Annotated in this window: 16 protein-coding genes; 13 read left to right on the top strand and 3 right to left on the bottom strand. The window is 53.3% G+C overall.

All coding sequences use genetic code 11. The features are described from left to right. Positions 1–95: 95 nt before the first annotated feature. Complete coding sequence (locus tag AC5DDB_RS22235; protein ID WP_491741972.1) at positions 96–932, bottom strand: uroporphyrinogen-III synthase; 837 nt, start codon at positions 930–932, stop codon at positions 96–98. Between the two features lie 328 nt (positions 933–1,260). On the opposite strand from AC5DDB_RS22235, the gene AC5DDB_RS22240 reads away from it, so the two are divergent. From AC5DDB_RS22240 to AC5DDB_RS22270, 7 genes are all read left to right on the top strand, one after another. Beyond that, a complete protein-coding gene (locus tag AC5DDB_RS22240) occupies positions 1,261–1,410 on the top strand; it encodes a hypothetical protein (RefSeq protein WP_491741973.1) in 150 nt (49 codons plus the stop codon). A gap of 151 nt (positions 1,411–1,561) precedes the next feature. Beyond that, the gene (locus tag AC5DDB_RS22245) at positions 1,562–3,076 is read left to right on the top strand and encodes a sulfatase family protein (RefSeq protein ID WP_491741974.1); all 1,515 of its coding nucleotides are present in this window, start codon (positions 1,562–1,564) and stop codon (positions 3,074–3,076) included. Between the two features lie 11 nt (positions 3,077–3,087). Then, on the top strand, positions 3,088–4,515 hold the full coding sequence (locus tag AC5DDB_RS22250) for an APC family permease (protein WP_491741975.1): 1,428 nt from the start codon (positions 3,088–3,090) through the stop codon (positions 4,513–4,515). Positions 4,516–4,885: 370 nt separating this feature from the next. Continuing rightward, a complete protein-coding gene (locus tag AC5DDB_RS22255) occupies positions 4,886–5,494 on the top strand; it encodes a hypothetical protein (protein ID WP_491741976.1) in 609 nt (202 codons plus the stop codon). 200 nt (positions 5,495–5,694) lie between these two features. After that, the gene (locus AC5DDB_RS22260) at positions 5,695–5,967 is read left to right on the top strand and encodes a hypothetical protein (RefSeq protein ID WP_491741977.1); all 273 of its coding nucleotides are present in this window, start codon (positions 5,695–5,697) and stop codon (positions 5,965–5,967) included. Between the two features lie 69 nt (positions 5,968–6,036). Further along, on the top strand, positions 6,037–7,653 hold the full coding sequence (locus AC5DDB_RS22265; protein WP_491741978.1) for a hypothetical protein: 1,617 nt from the start codon (positions 6,037–6,039) through the stop codon (positions 7,651–7,653). Between the two features lie 64 nt (positions 7,654–7,717). Beyond that, complete coding sequence (locus tag AC5DDB_RS22270; RefSeq protein WP_491741979.1) at positions 7,718–9,691, top strand: tetratricopeptide repeat protein; 1,974 nt, start codon at positions 7,718–7,720, stop codon at positions 9,689–9,691. Positions 9,692–9,745: 54 nt separating this feature from the next. On the opposite strand, the gene AC5DDB_RS22275 is transcribed toward AC5DDB_RS22270, so the two are convergent. Next, the gene (locus AC5DDB_RS22275) at positions 9,746–10,195 is read right to left on the bottom strand and encodes an FKBP-type peptidyl-prolyl cis-trans isomerase (RefSeq protein ID WP_491741980.1); all 450 of its coding nucleotides are present in this window, start codon (positions 10,193–10,195) and stop codon (positions 9,746–9,748) included. A 272-nt stretch (positions 10,196–10,467) separates the two neighbouring features. Here AC5DDB_RS22275 and AC5DDB_RS22280 point away from each other — a divergent pair, with 272 nt between their 5' ends. The 4 genes from AC5DDB_RS22280 to AC5DDB_RS22295 all read left to right on the top strand — a co-directional run bounded on the left by AC5DDB_RS22280 (position 10,468) and on the right by AC5DDB_RS22295 (position 14,663). Continuing rightward, entirely contained in the window at positions 10,468–12,075 is a 1,608-nt protein-coding gene (locus tag AC5DDB_RS22280; RefSeq protein ID WP_491741981.1) for a serine/threonine-protein kinase, read from the top strand. 163 nt (positions 12,076–12,238) lie between these two features. Next, positions 12,239–12,598 (top strand): hypothetical protein, encoded by a 360-nt coding sequence (locus AC5DDB_RS22285; protein WP_491741982.1) that lies wholly within the window; start codon positions 12,239–12,241, stop codon positions 12,596–12,598. Positions 12,599–12,800: 202 nt separating this feature from the next. Next, entirely contained in the window at positions 12,801–12,998 is a 198-nt protein-coding gene (locus tag AC5DDB_RS22290; protein ID WP_491741983.1) for a cold-shock protein, read from the top strand. Between the two features lie 300 nt (positions 12,999–13,298). Then, entirely contained in the window at positions 13,299–14,663 is a 1,365-nt protein-coding gene (locus AC5DDB_RS22295) for a S41 family peptidase (RefSeq protein ID WP_491741984.1), read from the top strand. A gap of 51 nt (positions 14,664–14,714) precedes the next feature. On the opposite strand, the gene AC5DDB_RS22300 is transcribed toward AC5DDB_RS22295, so the two are convergent. After that, on the bottom strand, positions 14,715–15,767 hold the full coding sequence (locus tag AC5DDB_RS22300) for a hypothetical protein (protein ID WP_491741985.1): 1,053 nt from the start codon (positions 15,765–15,767) through the stop codon (positions 14,715–14,717). A 386-nt stretch (positions 15,768–16,153) separates the two neighbouring features. On the opposite strand from AC5DDB_RS22300, the gene AC5DDB_RS22305 reads away from it, so the two are divergent. Next, positions 16,154–16,921 (top strand): tetratricopeptide repeat protein, encoded by a 768-nt coding sequence (locus AC5DDB_RS22305; RefSeq protein ID WP_491741986.1) that lies wholly within the window; start codon positions 16,154–16,156, stop codon positions 16,919–16,921. 2 nt (positions 16,922–16,923) lie between these two features. Next, positions 16,924–18,201: an outer membrane protein assembly factor BamB family protein gene (locus AC5DDB_RS22310; protein WP_491741987.1), complete on the top strand. Its 1,278-nt coding sequence runs from the start codon at positions 16,924–16,926 to the stop codon at positions 18,199–18,201. The last annotated feature ends 3 nt before the right edge of the window (positions 18,202–18,204 follow it).

An 18,204-nucleotide genomic window follows, 5' to 3' on the forward strand; every position in this document is an offset into this window, starting at 1 on the left:
GGGCTCCCTTTTGCAGGATCGGTGAAAAAGCAAACGATTGATGAACAAGTCTGCGTTGAGTCCTACAAACCGCGAGGTTCATGTGCTCTCTGTTCTCAATGCTCGTTATTGACCTCACGCTGATTCTTCGCGGCTTCGATTGTGGCTCTCACGAGTGGTCCCATTTTCGGCAGTGAGGCTTCGACGTCGACTTGGAACCCCAGAGACTGCAACCGTTCACTTGCAGTGGGACCGATCGATGCAATGAGCGTATTCTTCGTAGCCGCTCGAAAATTGTCCTCCAAACCGTCTTCCGCAGCGGCTTGGAGCGTATTGACGATTTGCTGGGCACTCGTGAACATCAATGCGTCAAACTCGCCGGCAATGGTTCGTCGAATGGCGTCTTTCAGCGGGCCGGTATCTTCCGGAAATGCCCAGCGGTAAACCGGAACCGGGATCACAGTTGCATTCCGAGCGTGAAGCGCATCGTACAATTCATTATTTGGCTCACCGTATTCCTGCACGGCAACCGTCGTGCCTGCGAGCGGAACATTCGCATCGAGCGTTTCCAGCAACTCCCGCCAGGTATTCGGTTCGGGCACGCGATGATCGATTCGCACACCCCACTCCCGCAGAACCGCCATCGGCTTCGGTCCGCGCACGACAACGGTCGTCTTTGCCAACTCCTCGAAGAATAGCGAAGCCTCATAACGGACTTGCCAAGTCTCAAGGAGTGCCCGTGCTCCGACACCGGTCATGAACACGACGACATCAATCTGCCCGGCTTGCAGTTGTTCCGCGAAGGCGAACACACTTTCGTTTTCACCCAACGGCACTTCACGCATCGACGGAGCCACGGTAGCGATGCCACCAAACCGCTCGATCAGCGTGTGCATCTCGTTATTGCGACGACTCTCGAAACTACAAACACGAATCGGTGAATCAAGCTTCATTAATGCATCATTCCGTTGTGAACCATTTAACCCGTCCGCGACTGGACATTCATTTCGCTGGGGATTGAAAAACTCGTCAATGTCACCTAACTTCACTCCGATAATACATCTTATCCCCACAATGCAACTTTCGGAGTGTGTCCGCTAGGCGGGCGATTCGGGATTGCATTCTCTGAGAATCGCTTTCTCACCCACACACAAAGATTTCCTGATATCGTCGCCCACACGACTGACATCGGGACTTCGCTCAATTTTACTCAAACTCGCTCAAGTTTCGATGATTGCGCTAAACAACGCTTCCAAAACCGAATGCATTATAACCCGTTACGTGTCCGCTTTTCAGGTCGGGACCGCCTTACCGGTCACGCTCCCGCCGGGACGCTACGAAATCACCAATCAGGAATTGATTGATGGTTGCGAAGTCGTGCTACTGAACAATAGCTATCGCGTGGATGCCGCCTCCGTGATGAACCGCTGATCCGTCGGTCGGTTTCATTGGCAACGCAAGAGCACTGCGATCGGGTTGCGCGCTAGGGATCTCATCGATTGCCAGACCACTAGGAATTGCTGACCGAACCGGTTAGAACGGAGCCATCAAATTCGCTCGCCCTGTCCAAGAGGAAGCGTCGATGGCTCGGCAATTGAAAATGGTTCTGTTAGCAACGCTGTGTTACGGTGCGGTGATATCGTGGTTTAGCGGAAACGAAACTGAAGCGGCCGAGAAACAGCCGAACATTCTGCTCGCGATTTCGGACGATCAATCCTATCCGTATGCCAGTGCGTATGGCACGTCAGGGATTCACACACCGGCGTTCGATCGTGTGGCAAAATCCGGGGTGCTGTTTCACAATGCCTTTTGTGCGTCCCCTGGTTGTAGTCCTTCACGAGCGGCTTTGCTCACTGGGCGGAACACCTGGGAAATCGAACAAGCCGGCACACACGCGAGTTCATTTCCGCAGAAGTATACGGTCTATCCTGATATCCTTGAAGACGCCGGTTACTTCGTCGGTTACACCGGCAAAGGTTGGGGACCAGGGAACTTCAAGGTCAGTGGTCGCGAGCGAAATCCCGCTGGTCCGGTTTGGCAAAAACGGAAGATGAAATCGCCGCCGGGAATATCCAGTAACGATTATGCAGCCAATTTCAGTGACTTTCTGAACAAGAAACCGGCTGATAAACCGTTCTGTTTTTGGTTCGGAGCGACAGAACCGCATCGCAGTTACAAGAACGGTATCGGTCGCGAACAGGGCAAATCCCTGGCGGATGCAGTGGTACCAAAGTTCCTGCCGGACACACCAACCATTCGCAGTGACATCCTCGACTATGCTGTCGAAATCGAGTGGTTTGATAGTCACCTGACGCGGATTCTCGATCAACTGGAAGAAGCTGGCGAGTTGGAGAACACACTCGTCATCGTGACCGCCGACAATGGGATGCCGTTTCCCCGGGCGAAGGCGAATTGTTATGAATTCGGCATCCATGCACCGCTTGCGATCAGTTGGCCAGCGAAAATCCCGGCGGACCGGGAAGTGAGCGACATCGTGGGCTTCATCGATTTTGCTCCGACGATGCTGCATGCAGCCGGTGTCGAAGTGCCTTCCGACATGAGCGGCCAAAGTTTTCTCGATGTGTTGATGAGCAAACGTGATGGCCAACTGAACCCGAAACGGAATCGTGCCTACTCGGCTCGTGAACGACATTCCTCCTCACGATTCGACAACCGCACCTACCCGATTCGTGCCATGCGGACGCCGAAGTATCTCTACATCCGCAACTTCCGCCCTGAACGTTGGCCAGCCGGTCATCCTGCTGGGTTCAAAAACGATGCCTTTGGCTACTACGATATCGACGCTTGTCCCAGCAAGACGTTTCTCTGGGAACACCGCGATGATCCACGCTTGGGACAATTCTTCCAATGGTCCGTCGAGAAGCGACCGGAAATCGAACTCTATGACATCGAAAACGATCCCGCGAATTTGATCAACCTCGCTGACAACCCGATGTACGCGACCATCAAAGGCGAACTAGGCCAAGAGTTTGAAGCCTATTTGCGGAAGACGGGCGATCCACGCGTGCTCGACGGTGGAGACATCTACGAGACCTACAAACGCTACAGCCACATCCGTGAGTTCCCCGAAGATTGATCAGATTGCCCATGGACTCACAACTGCCCTCGGAGGATGACGCCTCCCAATCACGAATCCTGCGTTGGCAAGACGCGGCGAGTTTGATCGTGGGGATTGTCGTCGGAGCGTCAATTTTCAAAGTTCCGCCGATCGTTTTTAGTTGCGTTCCAGGTCCGCTAGCGGGATTGCTTGTCTGGCTGGTTGGCGGACTCGTTGCGTTCTGCGGAGCGTTGTGTTACGCGGAATTGGCCGTTTCGTTGCCAAAGTCCGGCGGCGATTATGTCTATCTAACGAGAGCCTATGCGCCGATCGTCGGTTTCCTCTTCGGTTGGGCGCACCTCACGGGTATTCTGACGGGCAGCATCGGTTCGATGGCTTACATCTTCGCCGAGTACACCAACTTACTGCTCGATCTCCCCGCGAACAGCGTCGTACTGACAGCCGTGATCGCGGTGACTGCTTTGACGCTGCTCAATGTGGGTGGTGTCGTCTTCGGCAAAACGACGCAGAACGTACTGACTCTTGCGAAAATCTTAGGACTTGTCGGAATCACGGTTTGCGGACTATTTGGAGGCCACGGTTTACTCGATACGCCACCTCCGACCGGCGAACAGGTATCGAATTTCGGATTGGCTTTCGTACTGATTCTTTACGCCTACGGCGGTTGGAACGATGCCGCCTTTGTGGCAGCCGAAGTCAAAGATCCTGCTCGCAACATCCCGAAAGCGTTGTTGGGCGGTGTGGGACTCGTCACGTTGAGCTATCTTCTGATCAATGCCGCTTACCTCAACGGTCTTGGTTGGGACGGTATTCGCCAATCCGAAGCTCCCGCCGCCGACGTCCTCAAGCCGATGTTCGGTTCCACCGGGTTTGCGGCGATGTGCGTTTTGGTCATGATTTCGACACTCGGTGCACTCAATGGTTTGATTTTGACTGGTTCACGAGTGCATGCGAGTTTAGGAGCCGATCATCGGTTGTTCGCGTGGTTGAGTTGGCGTCCGAAAGAAGGGAAGGCCCCATTGGCGTCTCTCATTGTCCAAAGTGTGGTGTCGATTGTCCTCATCATCGCGGTTGGTACCGAATCGGGGAGAAACTTCGTCGATCGATCGCTGGAAACTCTTGGCCGATCACCAGTGACTTGGAACGACTTCGGCGGGGGGTTTGACACATTAGTTGCAGCAACCGCCCCGATGTTTTGGGGGTTCTTCTTACTCAGTGGTCTTGCGGTGATTGTGTTGCGACTCCGCGAACCGGATTTGCCTCGCCCATTTCGTGTGCCGTTGTACCCGTGGTTGCCACTCGTTTTCTGTAGCACTTCGGGTTATATGCTGTACTCAAGTCTCATGTGGGCACGCGAATTGAGCTTACTTGGTGTCATCCCATTAGTGGTTGGTTTTCCGCTGTACGTCGTGAGTCAAAAACTCGGACCGACGCGGGCGAGTACGAATCAAGTTTGACACGCGTCCCGATGCAAAATCCGCACGTGTGTTGCATCTTGGCAACAACGATTGTTGACGTGAACTCCGGCGAGACGAGCCACTCACCGCTCGCCCGATCAGCGAATGAATTCCCGACCACCGTTTACAATCGGCATAACTAGGGAATTCGACACCGTTGTCTTGCTAAACGGGGGAAGTCTGCGAGTTCAACCCATCCGAGTTCACAGTGCGAACAGGATTTGCTTTGAGGTTCTGAACTGATTGAGATCCTTCGCTGGTCTTCTGTCTCTGCGATGCCGCACGACAGAAGCGGTAATGATCGAAGGCGAACTGCTGAAGTTTCGCAATCCGCGAACGCATAGGCTTTTTTAGAACCACGAGGTGTGCTGTGATTTCGACGATCCCGGAACATGAGGACGAACTACGACAAATCCAAGCCCTCGCTGCTAAGGTGAGCTTAGACCTTCGTCAGGCTGCCGAGGATTTGGCGGACGAGGAATCGCTGCCGTCACTCCAATTGATCGATGATCTACGCGAACTCCGCACTCGCGTCGCCAACCTGAAAACGCGGATTTCGCCGACGCAATCCGCACCGACCGAGGAAGAACTCGACGCCACGACACTCACGCAAGTCTCGGAAGATATCAACATCTGTGCCGTTCGAGAGGCAGCGCGAGGAATTCTGGATTTCGTGCTTGTCTTGGAACACCAGGATCGTGAATCGTTCGGACCGCTGGAAACCGTTCGAGCCGATGCGGATCGTCTATTGAGCCAATGGGATCACGGCGTGCCCAACGAGTCGATCCAACAACTCGTCGATGGTTCGCACCCGATCGCTGCGTTTGCAGGCTTGGTCTCTCCGACGGATGATCTTACCGATGCCGACTGGCTCGAACAGTTAAATCGTGTTTCCAACGCGTACGGACAAGAACTCGCAGCGGCGGCCGCCCGTGGACGGCTGGTCAGTCGTGATAGCTCCTACGCGATCTGGAACTAGACCAGTCGACTTAGCATCGTGGCGGCTTCTGTCTCGTAGAGTTCGAAAGACGAAGGCTTTCCCGCGTTCTTCACGAACATCAACGACCACGAAGTGCCCTAGCCCGCAAAAAGTTGGCCCCGTTACGGCTGATTGGCACGATCAACGTGCGACGAGCCATCAGCAAAAACTTTCTTCTCATGATGGTGACAAGACCGACTATGAGTTCCCTGCACTACAAAACGTTGCTCGCAAATCTTCCCAGTATGGCGGCGGTGGTCAATTCGTTTAATTCGCCAGACGTCCAAAAGGCTGTCTTCGATGTTTTAATCGAGTCGTTCGAACAGCGACTCGCTAGTGAGCGTGCGAATCTGAATGGTTCAGCGACGTCTCGATCGACACGCAACGGTGCTGACAAGCCAACCGACGACGATGGAGAATTGACCCATGAACTCGTCGAAGGCGACAGCATTCACTCATTCAATGCAGACTAGCCCTGCATACGAACTTCAATTTTACTTCGATATGCAATTTCCCTGGGATCGGACGAAAAGTAGCTTTCTATGAAAGATGCGAGACGGACAAACTCGACCGATCGCTCTGAACGCAAAAGCCTTCCGCGAACGGTTCCACCACGAACCATGGGATTGACGGCCGCTATGCAGGGAGAGTCTTCGCTGGCACCAGTCAAACGCGCGGCTCGGTGGGCATTGAGTTGTCCGAGAGACGAGAAGCTAGTCGCGAAGTCGACGGTGATCGAGGAACTGTTGATCGCCAACCATCTGGGTTTGGCGTATCAACTCGCTCGTTGCATGGAAACCCGAGGAGAGCGACATGCGGTGATCTCCGCGAGATTAATCCGTGCAATTCTGTTTTCCCGCGTTGTTCAAAACGCTGACGGTGAAATCGGTGTGGGACTCCAGGAAGACTTGAAATCGCTGGCCTCTGATTGGCGAGAGACGTCCGGTAATGACTCGTCATTGGCATTTCAGCTATTTCTCCGTTCCGCAAGTCTCACCCCCGCATTGGTCCTGACCGATTCTTCCGTGGGCGAACTGCTACGTTCGTTTCCCCTGATCGAACGACAGCCGCAACTTTCGAATCTTTGCATCAAGGTGGCCCTGGCTAGCCGACGGTTAGCAGGTAAGGCGAAGAGCGTATTTGCCACGTCAATGTCTGCGACGCAATGGCATCGAGCGTGGACTGGGCTTCGCACTGAGATTCGCGAATGGATTCACCAGAAGGTCGAGAAGCGATTTCGCTATCAAACCGCTCGACTCATTTTCCTGCAGAGTCATTGGACCGTCACTCCAACAACGGTGACACGTCACCCGGAAGTTGCAGACCGTTGGGCTTTCTGGCAGGCGGGATTGACCAAACTCCACAGCGAACTCAGTTCCCTCCTCACGGATCAACCGCTGCAGCGTCGAAACCAGGTCATGCGGTTATTGCAATCGCTACGCGAGGAATCTGCGTTCTCTCGCTCGTCCGCGGGAGAGGAGTCTTCTCGTCGATTTGCAGAGTTTCGGCAACTTCAACAGTCGGCGATTGTGCTAATCGAGCGTTGGATACGACTCGTCGACCGACATCCCGACTTAGACCGTTATCTGTCACAGGATGCAGTCGACCTTCGTTTGGAAGTGCAGAAACGAACAACGCTGATTGATCGCGAGTGTCACGAATTCGGTTCACAACTGACAGATCGACTTGTTCTTGCAGGGGTGGAATGTTGTCGGCAGTCAGTCCTGTCGCTGCAAGAAAGAGTGATCGATTCGTCTTTGCAAAACGATCGGGAGCCATCACCGAGCCGTTTGTTAGCGATCGATCTCTTGCGGATTCCGCAGTTAGTTCTCGACCAACATTGGTTACCATTGGCAACAGCCGAGCGTCTCGAAAAGAAATTGCTAGAAACCCTGGCGACCGGTTTGCCGGACTGGCAGACCGCATTGGCCTATCATCGCGAGCTTGGGAATCAAAAGGCGGCCCGGCGAATTGAAGTCCTGTTAAGTTCCGCCAATCAAGCCGATATGCGAACCTTCGAAGAATCGACAGAGATCATGGAAGTGAGCGAATTCATTTCCGCACCACACCAAGTCCGCGAAGAGTCGACGTCTCAAGCCGCTCATTCCGCAGAACCAACCGACGAGTCGGCTTGGATTTGGGATTTCGAGAACGCGTGATTCCTGTAATAATGCTCACCGACCAACGTCACTGGTAGAACAAGTGCAACTCGATTCTCAGAACATGCCCGACTTGAACCCGAGTCCCGAGCCGTCCTCATCGGAACCGACTCCGATCCCGACGCATGCTGCACGAGCCGAATCGGTGGTCTGGGAAGAAGGACTCGCGCGGGCTTCCAAATTGTTTGAAGCGGGCGACTTGGCGGCCGCCGAATCCGAGTTGCGAACCGCCCTCCGCGTCTGCACCGACCAACATGGTGCCGACAGTCCTCAAACGGCAGGTGTACAGTTACAACTAGCAATTCTATTGGCAACACGTCGAGAGATCTCGGACGCAATTCCGTTTGCTGAGGCTGCGACTGCAGTCTTTCGCACAGCGGGTCATCGGTACCTTCCGCGATTGATTGAGGCACTGACACAGCTGGGTGAACTACGTTTTGCACGTGCGGACACTACTGCTTTAGATGCATGTCAGGAAGCCTTTGATCTTTGTCGCCAGTCGCAACCAGAGACCTCTCCCATCTCGATACGACTGCATAACAATTTGGCAGCAATTCACCTCAATGCAGGTCGGCTCGATCGTGCGGAACCGATTCTGCACCGAGTGGTCGAGTTATCTAAGAAAGTTCACGGAGATTCCCACCCGACCGTCGCAACATTGTTGAACAACTTGGGTGAACTTTACCGTCAACGCGGTGAATACCAGGCAGCTGAACGCTGTATGAAGGACGCTTTAACAATGCGTCGGCAGACCGTTGGTTGGTCTCATCCGCTGGTCGGACAGAGTTTGAGCAATCTCGGCACCGTCTGGCTGATGCGTAGACAACTCGACAAAGCTCGCGAAGCCCTGACTCATGCCCTGCGAATCCGTACGCAAACCCGATCGGCGAATCATCCTGAAATCGCGACGACACTTGTGACACTTGGTCGCGTCCATTGGGAGTCCGGTCGACTTGATCAAGCGGAGGGCATGTTGCAGCAGGCCATTCGCATTTACGAGCGACTTCAGGGCGACACCCATCCTCGTTTGCCCCAAACTCTCGGGCATTTAGCAGGAGTTTGTCTTGCTCGTCATCGTCGCGGCCCCGCCGAACGTCACCTCGAACGCGCCCTGGAAATCTCGCAGCAAGGACAAAACCTGTCACGCACCGATGCTGCTAGTCTACTGTGCACCTCTGGAGACTTTCACGCTGCCGTCGGTGATGTCCACAAAGCTGAAGTCTGCTATCGAAAAGCACTGGAAATTCAAGAGTCGCTAAAACGCGTATTCAATCCAGAAATTGTTCGTACGCTCTATCGTTTGGCAAGGATTCTCGGCGAGACCGGCCGTGTGAATGATGCGATCGATGTGGCTCGCCGAGCAATTGAAATGTGCGGATCAATGCCTGATACGCAGTCCGATCAAATCCAAGGCTACACACAACTGGCAACATTCGGGCTGCAAACGACGAACTTTGAAGCAGCGAAACAGTGGTGTTCTCGGGCGGAGGCCATCGCCGAAACCAATGCGGAGCAAGCACCTTGGATTGAAATCGAACGATTGCGGGTCACTGCGGTTGTCCATCATCGCTGTCAACAACTCGGTGACGCGGAAACAATGCTTCTTCGTGCCATCAATCTCTTTGAGGCGAATGTCGACGGCGATACAGTCGGTTTCGCACCGTTGCTGCGAACCCTCGCGAAGGTTTACACCGATCAAAAGAACTATCGCAAGGCCGCCTATTTAGTCCGGCGAACACTACAAATCCAAGAGAAAGCCACTGGAAAGCACAGTCGCGATGTCGCCTGCGACTTCAAACAACTCGCCGACTTGAGTGCTCGGCAAGCGGAATTCTTTCAGGCGGAGGAACTCTTGCGTCGCGCTATCGAAATCCAAGAGCAGATTATGGACGAATGCGACCCTGAGTTCGTACAAACGCTCGAAGCACTCTGCGAAACACTCGAGCAGCAAGGGCAATCCCAGCGAGCCCGTGAAGTTCAACAACGAATCGAACGGATCGAATCTCGGAATTCCCACGTCCTCGACGAGCTGATGTAACACTACCCGTCAGCTTCGAGAACCGGCTCGTCTGCCGATTGCATTATAACGACATTAACTCATGGAGCGGTCGTTTACAGTCGTCGATTCGACCGAGAGAATTTCGATCTCAATCGTCAAACTCTGACCGGCGAGTGGATGGTTGGCGTCGAGATGGATCACTTGGCCATCATCGAACTGACGATGCAAGTCCAACGAGTACTGATCAACCTGCACGGAAAGTTGCTCGGCACGGGCGACTTCGCTCGACAACGCCGAGACAGGCACACTTCGCTTCAATTGCGAGTAACGCTCTCCGAAGGCATCTTCCGCCGCAAGATACAAGGTTCGGCGATCCCCTGGCTGTAACCCCAGCACCCCCTGCTCCAAGCCTTTCAAGACATCACCGTTTCCGGCAATGAACGTTAGCGGTGTCCGCCCAACTGAAGAATCCAAGGTACAGCCGTTCTCCGACATCGTTGTGTAATGCAAACACACCCGATCGCCGTGTTGAATTTTCGACATGACTGCATGATCCCTGCAACTCGATTCAGAATCGACTCGAAAACAAGACTCTGGGTAAACATAGCTTGAGAGAGGTCGTCAACTATGGAAAAACTGAGATGATACACCAGATCGTGCAAAACTCTGGGGATCAGTGTTCATCACTGGGAACAGATCATCTCCCCAGACTTCACCAGTACGCGACAGAGAATGGTAACAAGGTCTGATCGAACTTCCTCCATTTCTGTTCACCACACAATCAGTCCCTTAGTGAATTGCAAGGAATCTAGCCGATGACGCTTAAACTGACTGCGGCGTCCTTCTTGGCTTGTTTAAAGCGGAGCAAATTGATCGAGTCCAACCGACTGGAACGTTTGCTATCTACGTTCCGAGATCGAGGTGTGGATCTCGATGATGCCAAAGCTCTTTCGCGTGCATTCGTTCAAACGGATGCATTGACCGAATGGCAGGCATCCAAGCTGGAACAAGGCCGCTATAAGGGCTTTTTCCTAGGACGATATCGCTTGCAGCGACTGTTAAGTACCGGGGAAACCAGTGCCGTTTACTTGGCACATCACCTCTTTATGAATCGGCAATGCGCGATCAAAGTCCTTCCCGGACATCGTGTCAAAGACACATCTTATTTGGGCCGATTCTACCGTGAGGCCGAAGCGGTCGCCTCGTTAGATCACCAGAACATCGTGCGGGCTTATGATATCGGCTGCCAAGATGAAAACGGGACAGATTTGCACTACCTGGTCCTACAATATGTCGAGGGAAAAACACTCGAGCAGCTCGTTGTGCAGTCCGGTCCGCTTCCGCTACCACTGATTGTTGACTTAATTCGTCAAGCGGCCGAAGGGCTGGCCCATGCCCATGCATCAGGCCTGGTTCACCGCGATATCAAACCTGCGAATCTTCTAATCACCCCGGACAACACATTGAAGCTAGTCGATCTTGGGCTAGCTCGCTTTTTCAAAGCGACGGAGGAGGAGTCACTCACCGTCAAACACGATGAAAAGGTCCTGGGGACTGCAGACTACTTGGCACCTGAACAGGCAGTTGATAGTCATCAAGTTGATGAGCGCGCTGACATTTATGCCCTCGGCTGCACGCTTTACTATTCATTGACCGGACATCCGCCGTTTTGTGATGGAACCCTAGTTCAGCGTTTGCTGGCCCATCAAACCCGGCAACCGCCCTCAGTGAAACGGGACCGGCCCGACACACCGGATGCAATTATTACAATCCTCAATCGAATGATGGCTAAAAAGCCGGAAGACAGGTATCAAACGGCCCAGGAAGTCGCCGACGTCCTCGCAGCTTGGCTAGTATCTCACGCAGACTCAACTTGGCGAAAACGGAACTGGAACCTAGTTCTGGCGAATAAACCTGCCGAAACTTCACCTTCTCCTCCGCAGTCGAATTCAGACCGACAGGAACCGACGACGACTCAATCGTCTGAAACTCAAACCCAGTCCAGCGGTCGGAAACCACGGCGGACTTCATCATCGGACCATGCAACTAAGCCTGATAGTCCGCGTAAACACCCTGCAAAACGCTCGGCCGCTACATCGAAGCCGGATTCAAACCTGGCCTCTGAACGCAAACGCCCCCGGTCAAATAGCAACTCGAACACAAGCATCGCCAATCCCACGATTCAAATCCGAAAGACTGAAACCCGGACGAAAACTCAGCCTCATCGACGCCTGACTAGCCCTTATATTGTTGGAGTAGTCCTGCTGTTGGCGGCGACTGCTTTGGGATATTGGCAGTGGTTAAATCGGCAAGACAGCTCACGAACCGAGCAAGCGAATTCGGCTCAGATCGATCTCACTAAAAGGAGCCCATCAGTTGTGATCGAACCTTTAGACGATTCCGAAATTCGAGGTGGAGACTAGTTTTTTGAGATCTTAGAGAACTCTAAGTCCGGTTTTCAGGCTTTTTTAGTCAGAACGTCCTAGCTTTCAAGATCACAAGATTGACTTTAGGACTAGTCGCTAGTATGAATCAGCCATTAGGGGAAACACTCAGTACTGGTTCTACTACAAAGGACACGACACCATGGCCAAGAAAACAGCGGGCGGCGTCAACAAAAGTCAAGCAATCCGTGACTACCTCTCCGACAACCCCGGAGCGACGGCATCAGAGATTGTTCCGGCATTGGAAGCAAAAGGCGTTTCTGTGACCGCCGGTTTGGTGAGCCAAGTCAAGTCGACGATCGGTGGCAAGAAGACAACCAAGAAAACCACCAAGAAGAAAAAGAGCGCTCCGAAGAAAACTTCCAGCCCGAAGGCAACTCGCAGCCCGAAGAAATCAAACCTCTCGGGAACCGAATTGATGGAAGTGAAAAAGTTCGCTGATGACCTCGGTGGTATCGAGCGAACTCGGCAAGCACTCGACCTGCTCGAACAACTCAAGTAATTCGGACGGCGTCGGAACGCGATTGTCGCCGAAAAATTCATTTCAAAAGTCGCCTTGATTTTTGTGGGTTTTCATCCAATCGCGTTTGCCCTCGCGCTAGACGAAGTGATATACTGCTGGCGATACGGAGCGGGAACTGTGAGGATCGTTTGCTGAACCATCCCTCTCCAGCTACTTACTTTTGGGACGAAAAGCAGGGTCCATGGCGGAAGGCACGATCAAAAAACTGACGGAAAAAGGGTTCGGATTCATCGACACGGGAAAAGGAAAAGACTTGTTCTTCCACCTTTCCAACCTGGACGGTGTCCACTACAACGACCTCTACGAAGGTCAACAGGTTTCGTACACTGAAGGACAAGGCCCCAAGGGACCGCGTGCCGAAAACGTCCGCCCACTCTAATAGGGCGTTGAAGATGCTCGTCCCACCCGTTTGATTTGATTCTCCCTGAGAGAACATTCAGGCAAACGAACTGGTGGCGAATGTCTTCATCAACCTGAGAAGGCGATTCTGGACGTTGCTGACTGACGATTCCAAGTTCAAAACAAAGCGCCCGTCGATCTGAGATCGCCGGGCGTTTTTTGTTTCACCCAACGGCCGGAACATTCCCGATCATCTTGCCGATTCCCCAGATTTCCCATACCATAAAACGATGTGGATTTGGAAATCTGGTTGGACGCACGACGATTTAAGGAGGGGCTGATGCTCGCTGTAATACGTATTCGATCCATTGCAGCCGTGCTCACGGCAATAGCGATGACCTGCGGACTGTCGGTCGGGATGGCGGAAGAGATCGCCGAACCCAAGTCGGAGAAGGACGCCGACTACTACCAATTGATGAAGACCTTCGTCGACACGTTCGAGCAGATCGATCGGAATTATGTGACCGACGTCGATCGTCGCAAGCTCATGGAAGCGGCGATTCAAGGAATGCTCAAAGACCTGGACCCCTACTCCACCTTCATTCCGCCGGAAGAATTGGCTCGATTCAATCAGTCGGTGGATCAAGAATTCGGCGGCATCGGAATTCAGGTGCAGATTGATCCCGAGTCGAATCGGCTGACCGTCATCACGCCGCTTCCTGGTACACCCGCCTATAAAGCCGGCGTGCGAGCTGGGGACGTTATCGTGGAGATCGAAGGGAAACCGACCGACGGCTACAGCATTGACGATGCCGTCAAGGCCCTGAAAGGAAAGCCGGGTGAGGAAGTCAGCATTGGTGTTCTCCATCTGGGCGAGACCAAACCGGAAACACTGACGATGGAACGTGACATTATCAAGATGGATACGATCCTCGGCTTCAACCGTGTCGAAGGCAAAGACACCTGGAATTTCATGCTCGACGACGAACGGAAGATCGGCTACGTGCGGATGTCGCATTTCAGCCGTCGGACTGCCGATGAGTTACTCAAGGCTATGGAAGACCTGCAAGAGAAGGGGATGAAAGCCCTTGTGCTCGACTTGCGATTCAACCCGGGCGGGTTGCTCTCCCAAGCGACTCAGATCGCGGACTTCTTCTTGGAAGATGGCCGAATTGTGAGTACCAAAGGACGGAACACTCCCGAGCGAGTTTGGGACGCCCATAAACCGGGCACGTTCAAAGATTTCCCGATGGTCGTGCTCATCAATCGCTTTAGTGCCTCTGCCAGTGAAATCCTGAGTGCCGCTTTGCAGGACCATAAGCGAGCGTTAGTCGTCGGCGAACGCAGCTGGGGTAAGGGCAGCGTGCAAAACGTGATCGAGTTGGACAACGGTGCCAGCGCCCTCAAATTGACGACCGCAACGTATCACCGACCGAGTGGCAAGAACATCCACCGCAATGCTGAGTCTGAGAAGACCGGTGAGTGGGGCGTCATGCCTGATGTCGTCGTGAAGTTCTCGAACGAGGAAATCAAGAAGTACCTCGATGACCGCCGAGACCGCGACATCATTCGCGAAGAAGGAACGTCCGAGAGCGAATTTAAAGATCGACAACTCTCGCGGGCATTGAAGTACCTTGAGAACAAACTCGAAGGCAAGCCTGACGAAGAACCCGCCCCGTCAACGGCAGAGAAGAAAGCCGCCTAACACGTAGCGTGACCAATCAGATGATAAGCCTCGAAGTCGTTTCTTCGAGGCTTATTTTTTGCGCTGTGCTTCTTGATCCGAACTGCAACCGCACCATCCCTGCGAATGGACTGGAGTTGCTCGACTCGGGACTGGTCGGTAGTGGTTGATTCGCTGTCCAATTGCGACGGGTTCACTGAAAAACACGGTGTTCGCCATCACTTGAGCAAGTTGCGGATGGCGAACGTGGGCTTCCCAACCGTGACTCGCGCCGAGAAAGTTCGTCACATCATAGTCCCGGTAGCGGTCCCGATATGGTCCTAAGTATGCAGAGCCGGAAGTTCCAAGTCCCACATGACCGATCGCAACGTCCGAGAATGGTCGCCGGAGCGGATACAGTTGCAGACTGTAGTCCGACCGATTCACCATGTTGAGCATGCGTTCCATCATAGGGAGTGCCGCTTCGAATCGGCCGTTCGGCATCATCCAATGACGGTCCAAAGCAGCGGCGAGAAATACCGTGCGAATTCGCCTTGGCTGAGGCTGCATTGCCAAGCGGTAACGACTCACGTAACCACCGCCAAGCATGTGCAAAGCCGCCGCAATGACTCGAGTTCCATGACTGTGCCCCACTAAACTTACCGGAGCTTGCGGCGGGAGTTGCGTGAGAAAGTGAGCCAAATAGATACCGTTGTAACTCGCTTGGATACCACGCGGAGCCAGATCGATCGGGCCGAGATTCAAGTTCCGATCTTCGCTTGGCCAAGTGAAAAATACGAACTGTGCACGAGCTAAGGGTTGCCCACTTTGAATCCAACGCTGGACTTTCGGAGCGAAGTCGTACAGCTCCGCCCACTCCATAAAACTTCCATGCACGATGACACAGATCGGCAAGTCCGGTCGTAGCGTCGCCTGAAACGCAGCGGCATCTCGGACTTCCTTTTGGCCATCCGGCCCTGAGAACACATAACCGAATTCGCCAGAAACACAACCCGGCGAACCGTTCTGGCGGCAACGACGACTACTCACGACCCAATAGGTATTTGCTGGCTCAGACGGAAAATCGTTCCCGGATTCGAGTTCGGGCGTTTGCTGATTTTCAAAGGGGATTGAGTCGCCGGGCATCGAGTTTGGTGGGGGAAGCAAAACCGGACCCTGAGCGTTAGCCGCCTGGCAAATCAAAAGACTCAGCAGGAAGACAACGGAGCAACGATTTTGATGACCCTTCACCAACCACATAAAGAATGTTCTCTGAAACCGCTGGGAATGCGTAACTTTAGCTTATTTCCGAATCCGACTAAGACAACAACTCGAATTCGATCTGCGTGTGAATTAAAGCGATTGTAGCATGCCATGGGGAACAACCCGACTAATCGGTAATTCGTTCTCAATTTGCCTACACTATGCAGCCGGAGAGATTTCACCGCAGGCGATGTCACGTCGTTGGAAACTGGCAGTCGCTATGCCACAATGGCGTCGCAAACTCCTGTCTTCGGTGAGCCGATTGTCTTATGCATGTCTTGATGAATTTTCTCGGACCATACGGCGTGTGGATCGTCGTGACACTATTGGGCCTCTTCTGGCTCGCCATGTTGATCCATTGTTACCTCTGGGAACCCGATCGGGATTTCTGGTTCTTTACGATGCTAATTATCCCGCCAACGGCAATCGTCTATGTGTTCGCGCGGGTCATTTTTTCGCGACGGCAGATCAGTTCGGGCTTGCTGAAACGGTTTGGCCGAAAGCGAGAGATCGAACAAAAACGCATTGCGGCGGAACAGATTGGGAACCCGTATCAGCATATTGAGTACGGCGAAGTTCTTCGCGAGCACGGTCGGTACGCCGACGCGCGAACCGCTTACAGTCACGCTCTTCAACGCGAACCGGAAAACCACCCCGCATTGTGGGGCATCTCTTTGGCAGAGATTGAACTCGAAGAATTCGTTGCTGCGAAGAGTCATCTGCTGAGCATCTTAGAGTCCGACTTTGGTTACAAGTTCGGTGATGTCAGTCTTGCTTATGGCAAGTGTCTCTACCTGATGGATGAAACCGACGAAGCGACTGAGCATCTCAAGCAACATATCGATCGATGGCGACATCCCGAAGCAATGTACCTTCTTGCGGTGATGCACGCAGACCAAGAGAATTACCAAGCCGCTCGCGAATATTTGCGGGCGATGTTTATGGACATCGATGGTAGCCCGAAAGCTATCGCAAGAAGACAGAACAGCTGGCGTCGCAAGGGCAAGAAATTGTTAGGCCGCTTACCGAAAGCGTGATTATGAAGTGGATACTATTGTTTCTCGCCGGCACGCTGATTGTCGCTTCGAATGGCTCGGCAGACGATTGGACGCATTGGCGTGGTCCTAATCGAAACGACATTGTTGGTGAAACATCCGGATTTCGTGATGGTCAATGGTTAGCTGACGAACCGGTCTGGTCCGCGAATGTGGGGGAAGGTGCAAGTTCTCCGTTGGTTGTTAACGACGAGGTGTTCGTTCTCGGCTGGCAACGTGGACAAGATGTGCTGTCCTGTCTCGATACGACAACCGGCAAAGTGCGATGGTCGAAAAGCTATCAATGCCCGCGTTTTGGTCGTCTTGCGACCGGCGATCAAGGGTTGTACTCCGGACCGACGTCCACACCAGAATACGACCCTGGAACTGGATTTCTCTACACTCTCAGTTGTGACGGTGATTTGATTTGCTGGGACACGAAAAACCAAGGCCAGAATGTTTGGCGTCTCAATTTGTACGAACGATACAAGATCGGTCGGCGTCCTAGGATCGGTCGGTCGGGTTTGCGAGACTATGGGTACACGACAGCTCCACTCGTTCACGGTAATTGGGTGCTGGTCGAAGTGGGGGCTACGGACGGTTTAGTAATGGCCTTTCACAAAGCGACCGGCGAACGCGTGTGGACTTCAGAGGCCAATGGACCGGCTGGGCATACCGGCGGCTTAGTGCCGATCACCGTCGAGAACATTCCCTGTATCGCAGTATTGAGTTGCTACCACTTTTACGTGATTCGAATTGATGAGAAATCGCCGGGCGAAACGGTTGCCCAGTACGAGTGGACCACAAGTTTTATCAACAATATTGCAACACCTGCAGTTCATAAGAACTTTGTGCTCATCACTTCGGCGTACAATCACGAAGCCATCTGCAAGCTAGAAATCACTTTGGCCGGTGCGAATAAAGTTTGGGAGGCACCGTTTTCGTCGAAGGTTTGCAGCCCGATCATTCACGATGGACACGTCTACTGGGCGTGGCGGGAACTCCACTGTTTAGACTTCGAAACCGGCAAATCTCAATGGAGCGGTGGTCGATTTGGTGATGCCGGTTCCTGCATTTTGACAAGCGACGATCGCCTCATCGTCTGGGGCGGACGTGGGGAACTTTTGCTGGTGGAAACAGCAAAGCGAGCCGACTCCTACAAGGAATTGGCTCGCCGGGAGCGACTTGGTTCGGGTGATGTATGGCCACACGTCGTGCTGGCAAATCAGCGGATCTACACCAAAGACCGTAAAGGAACACTTACATGTTTAGCGATTCGCTAAAGT

This window comes from Thalassoroseus sp. (assembly GCF_984380535.1).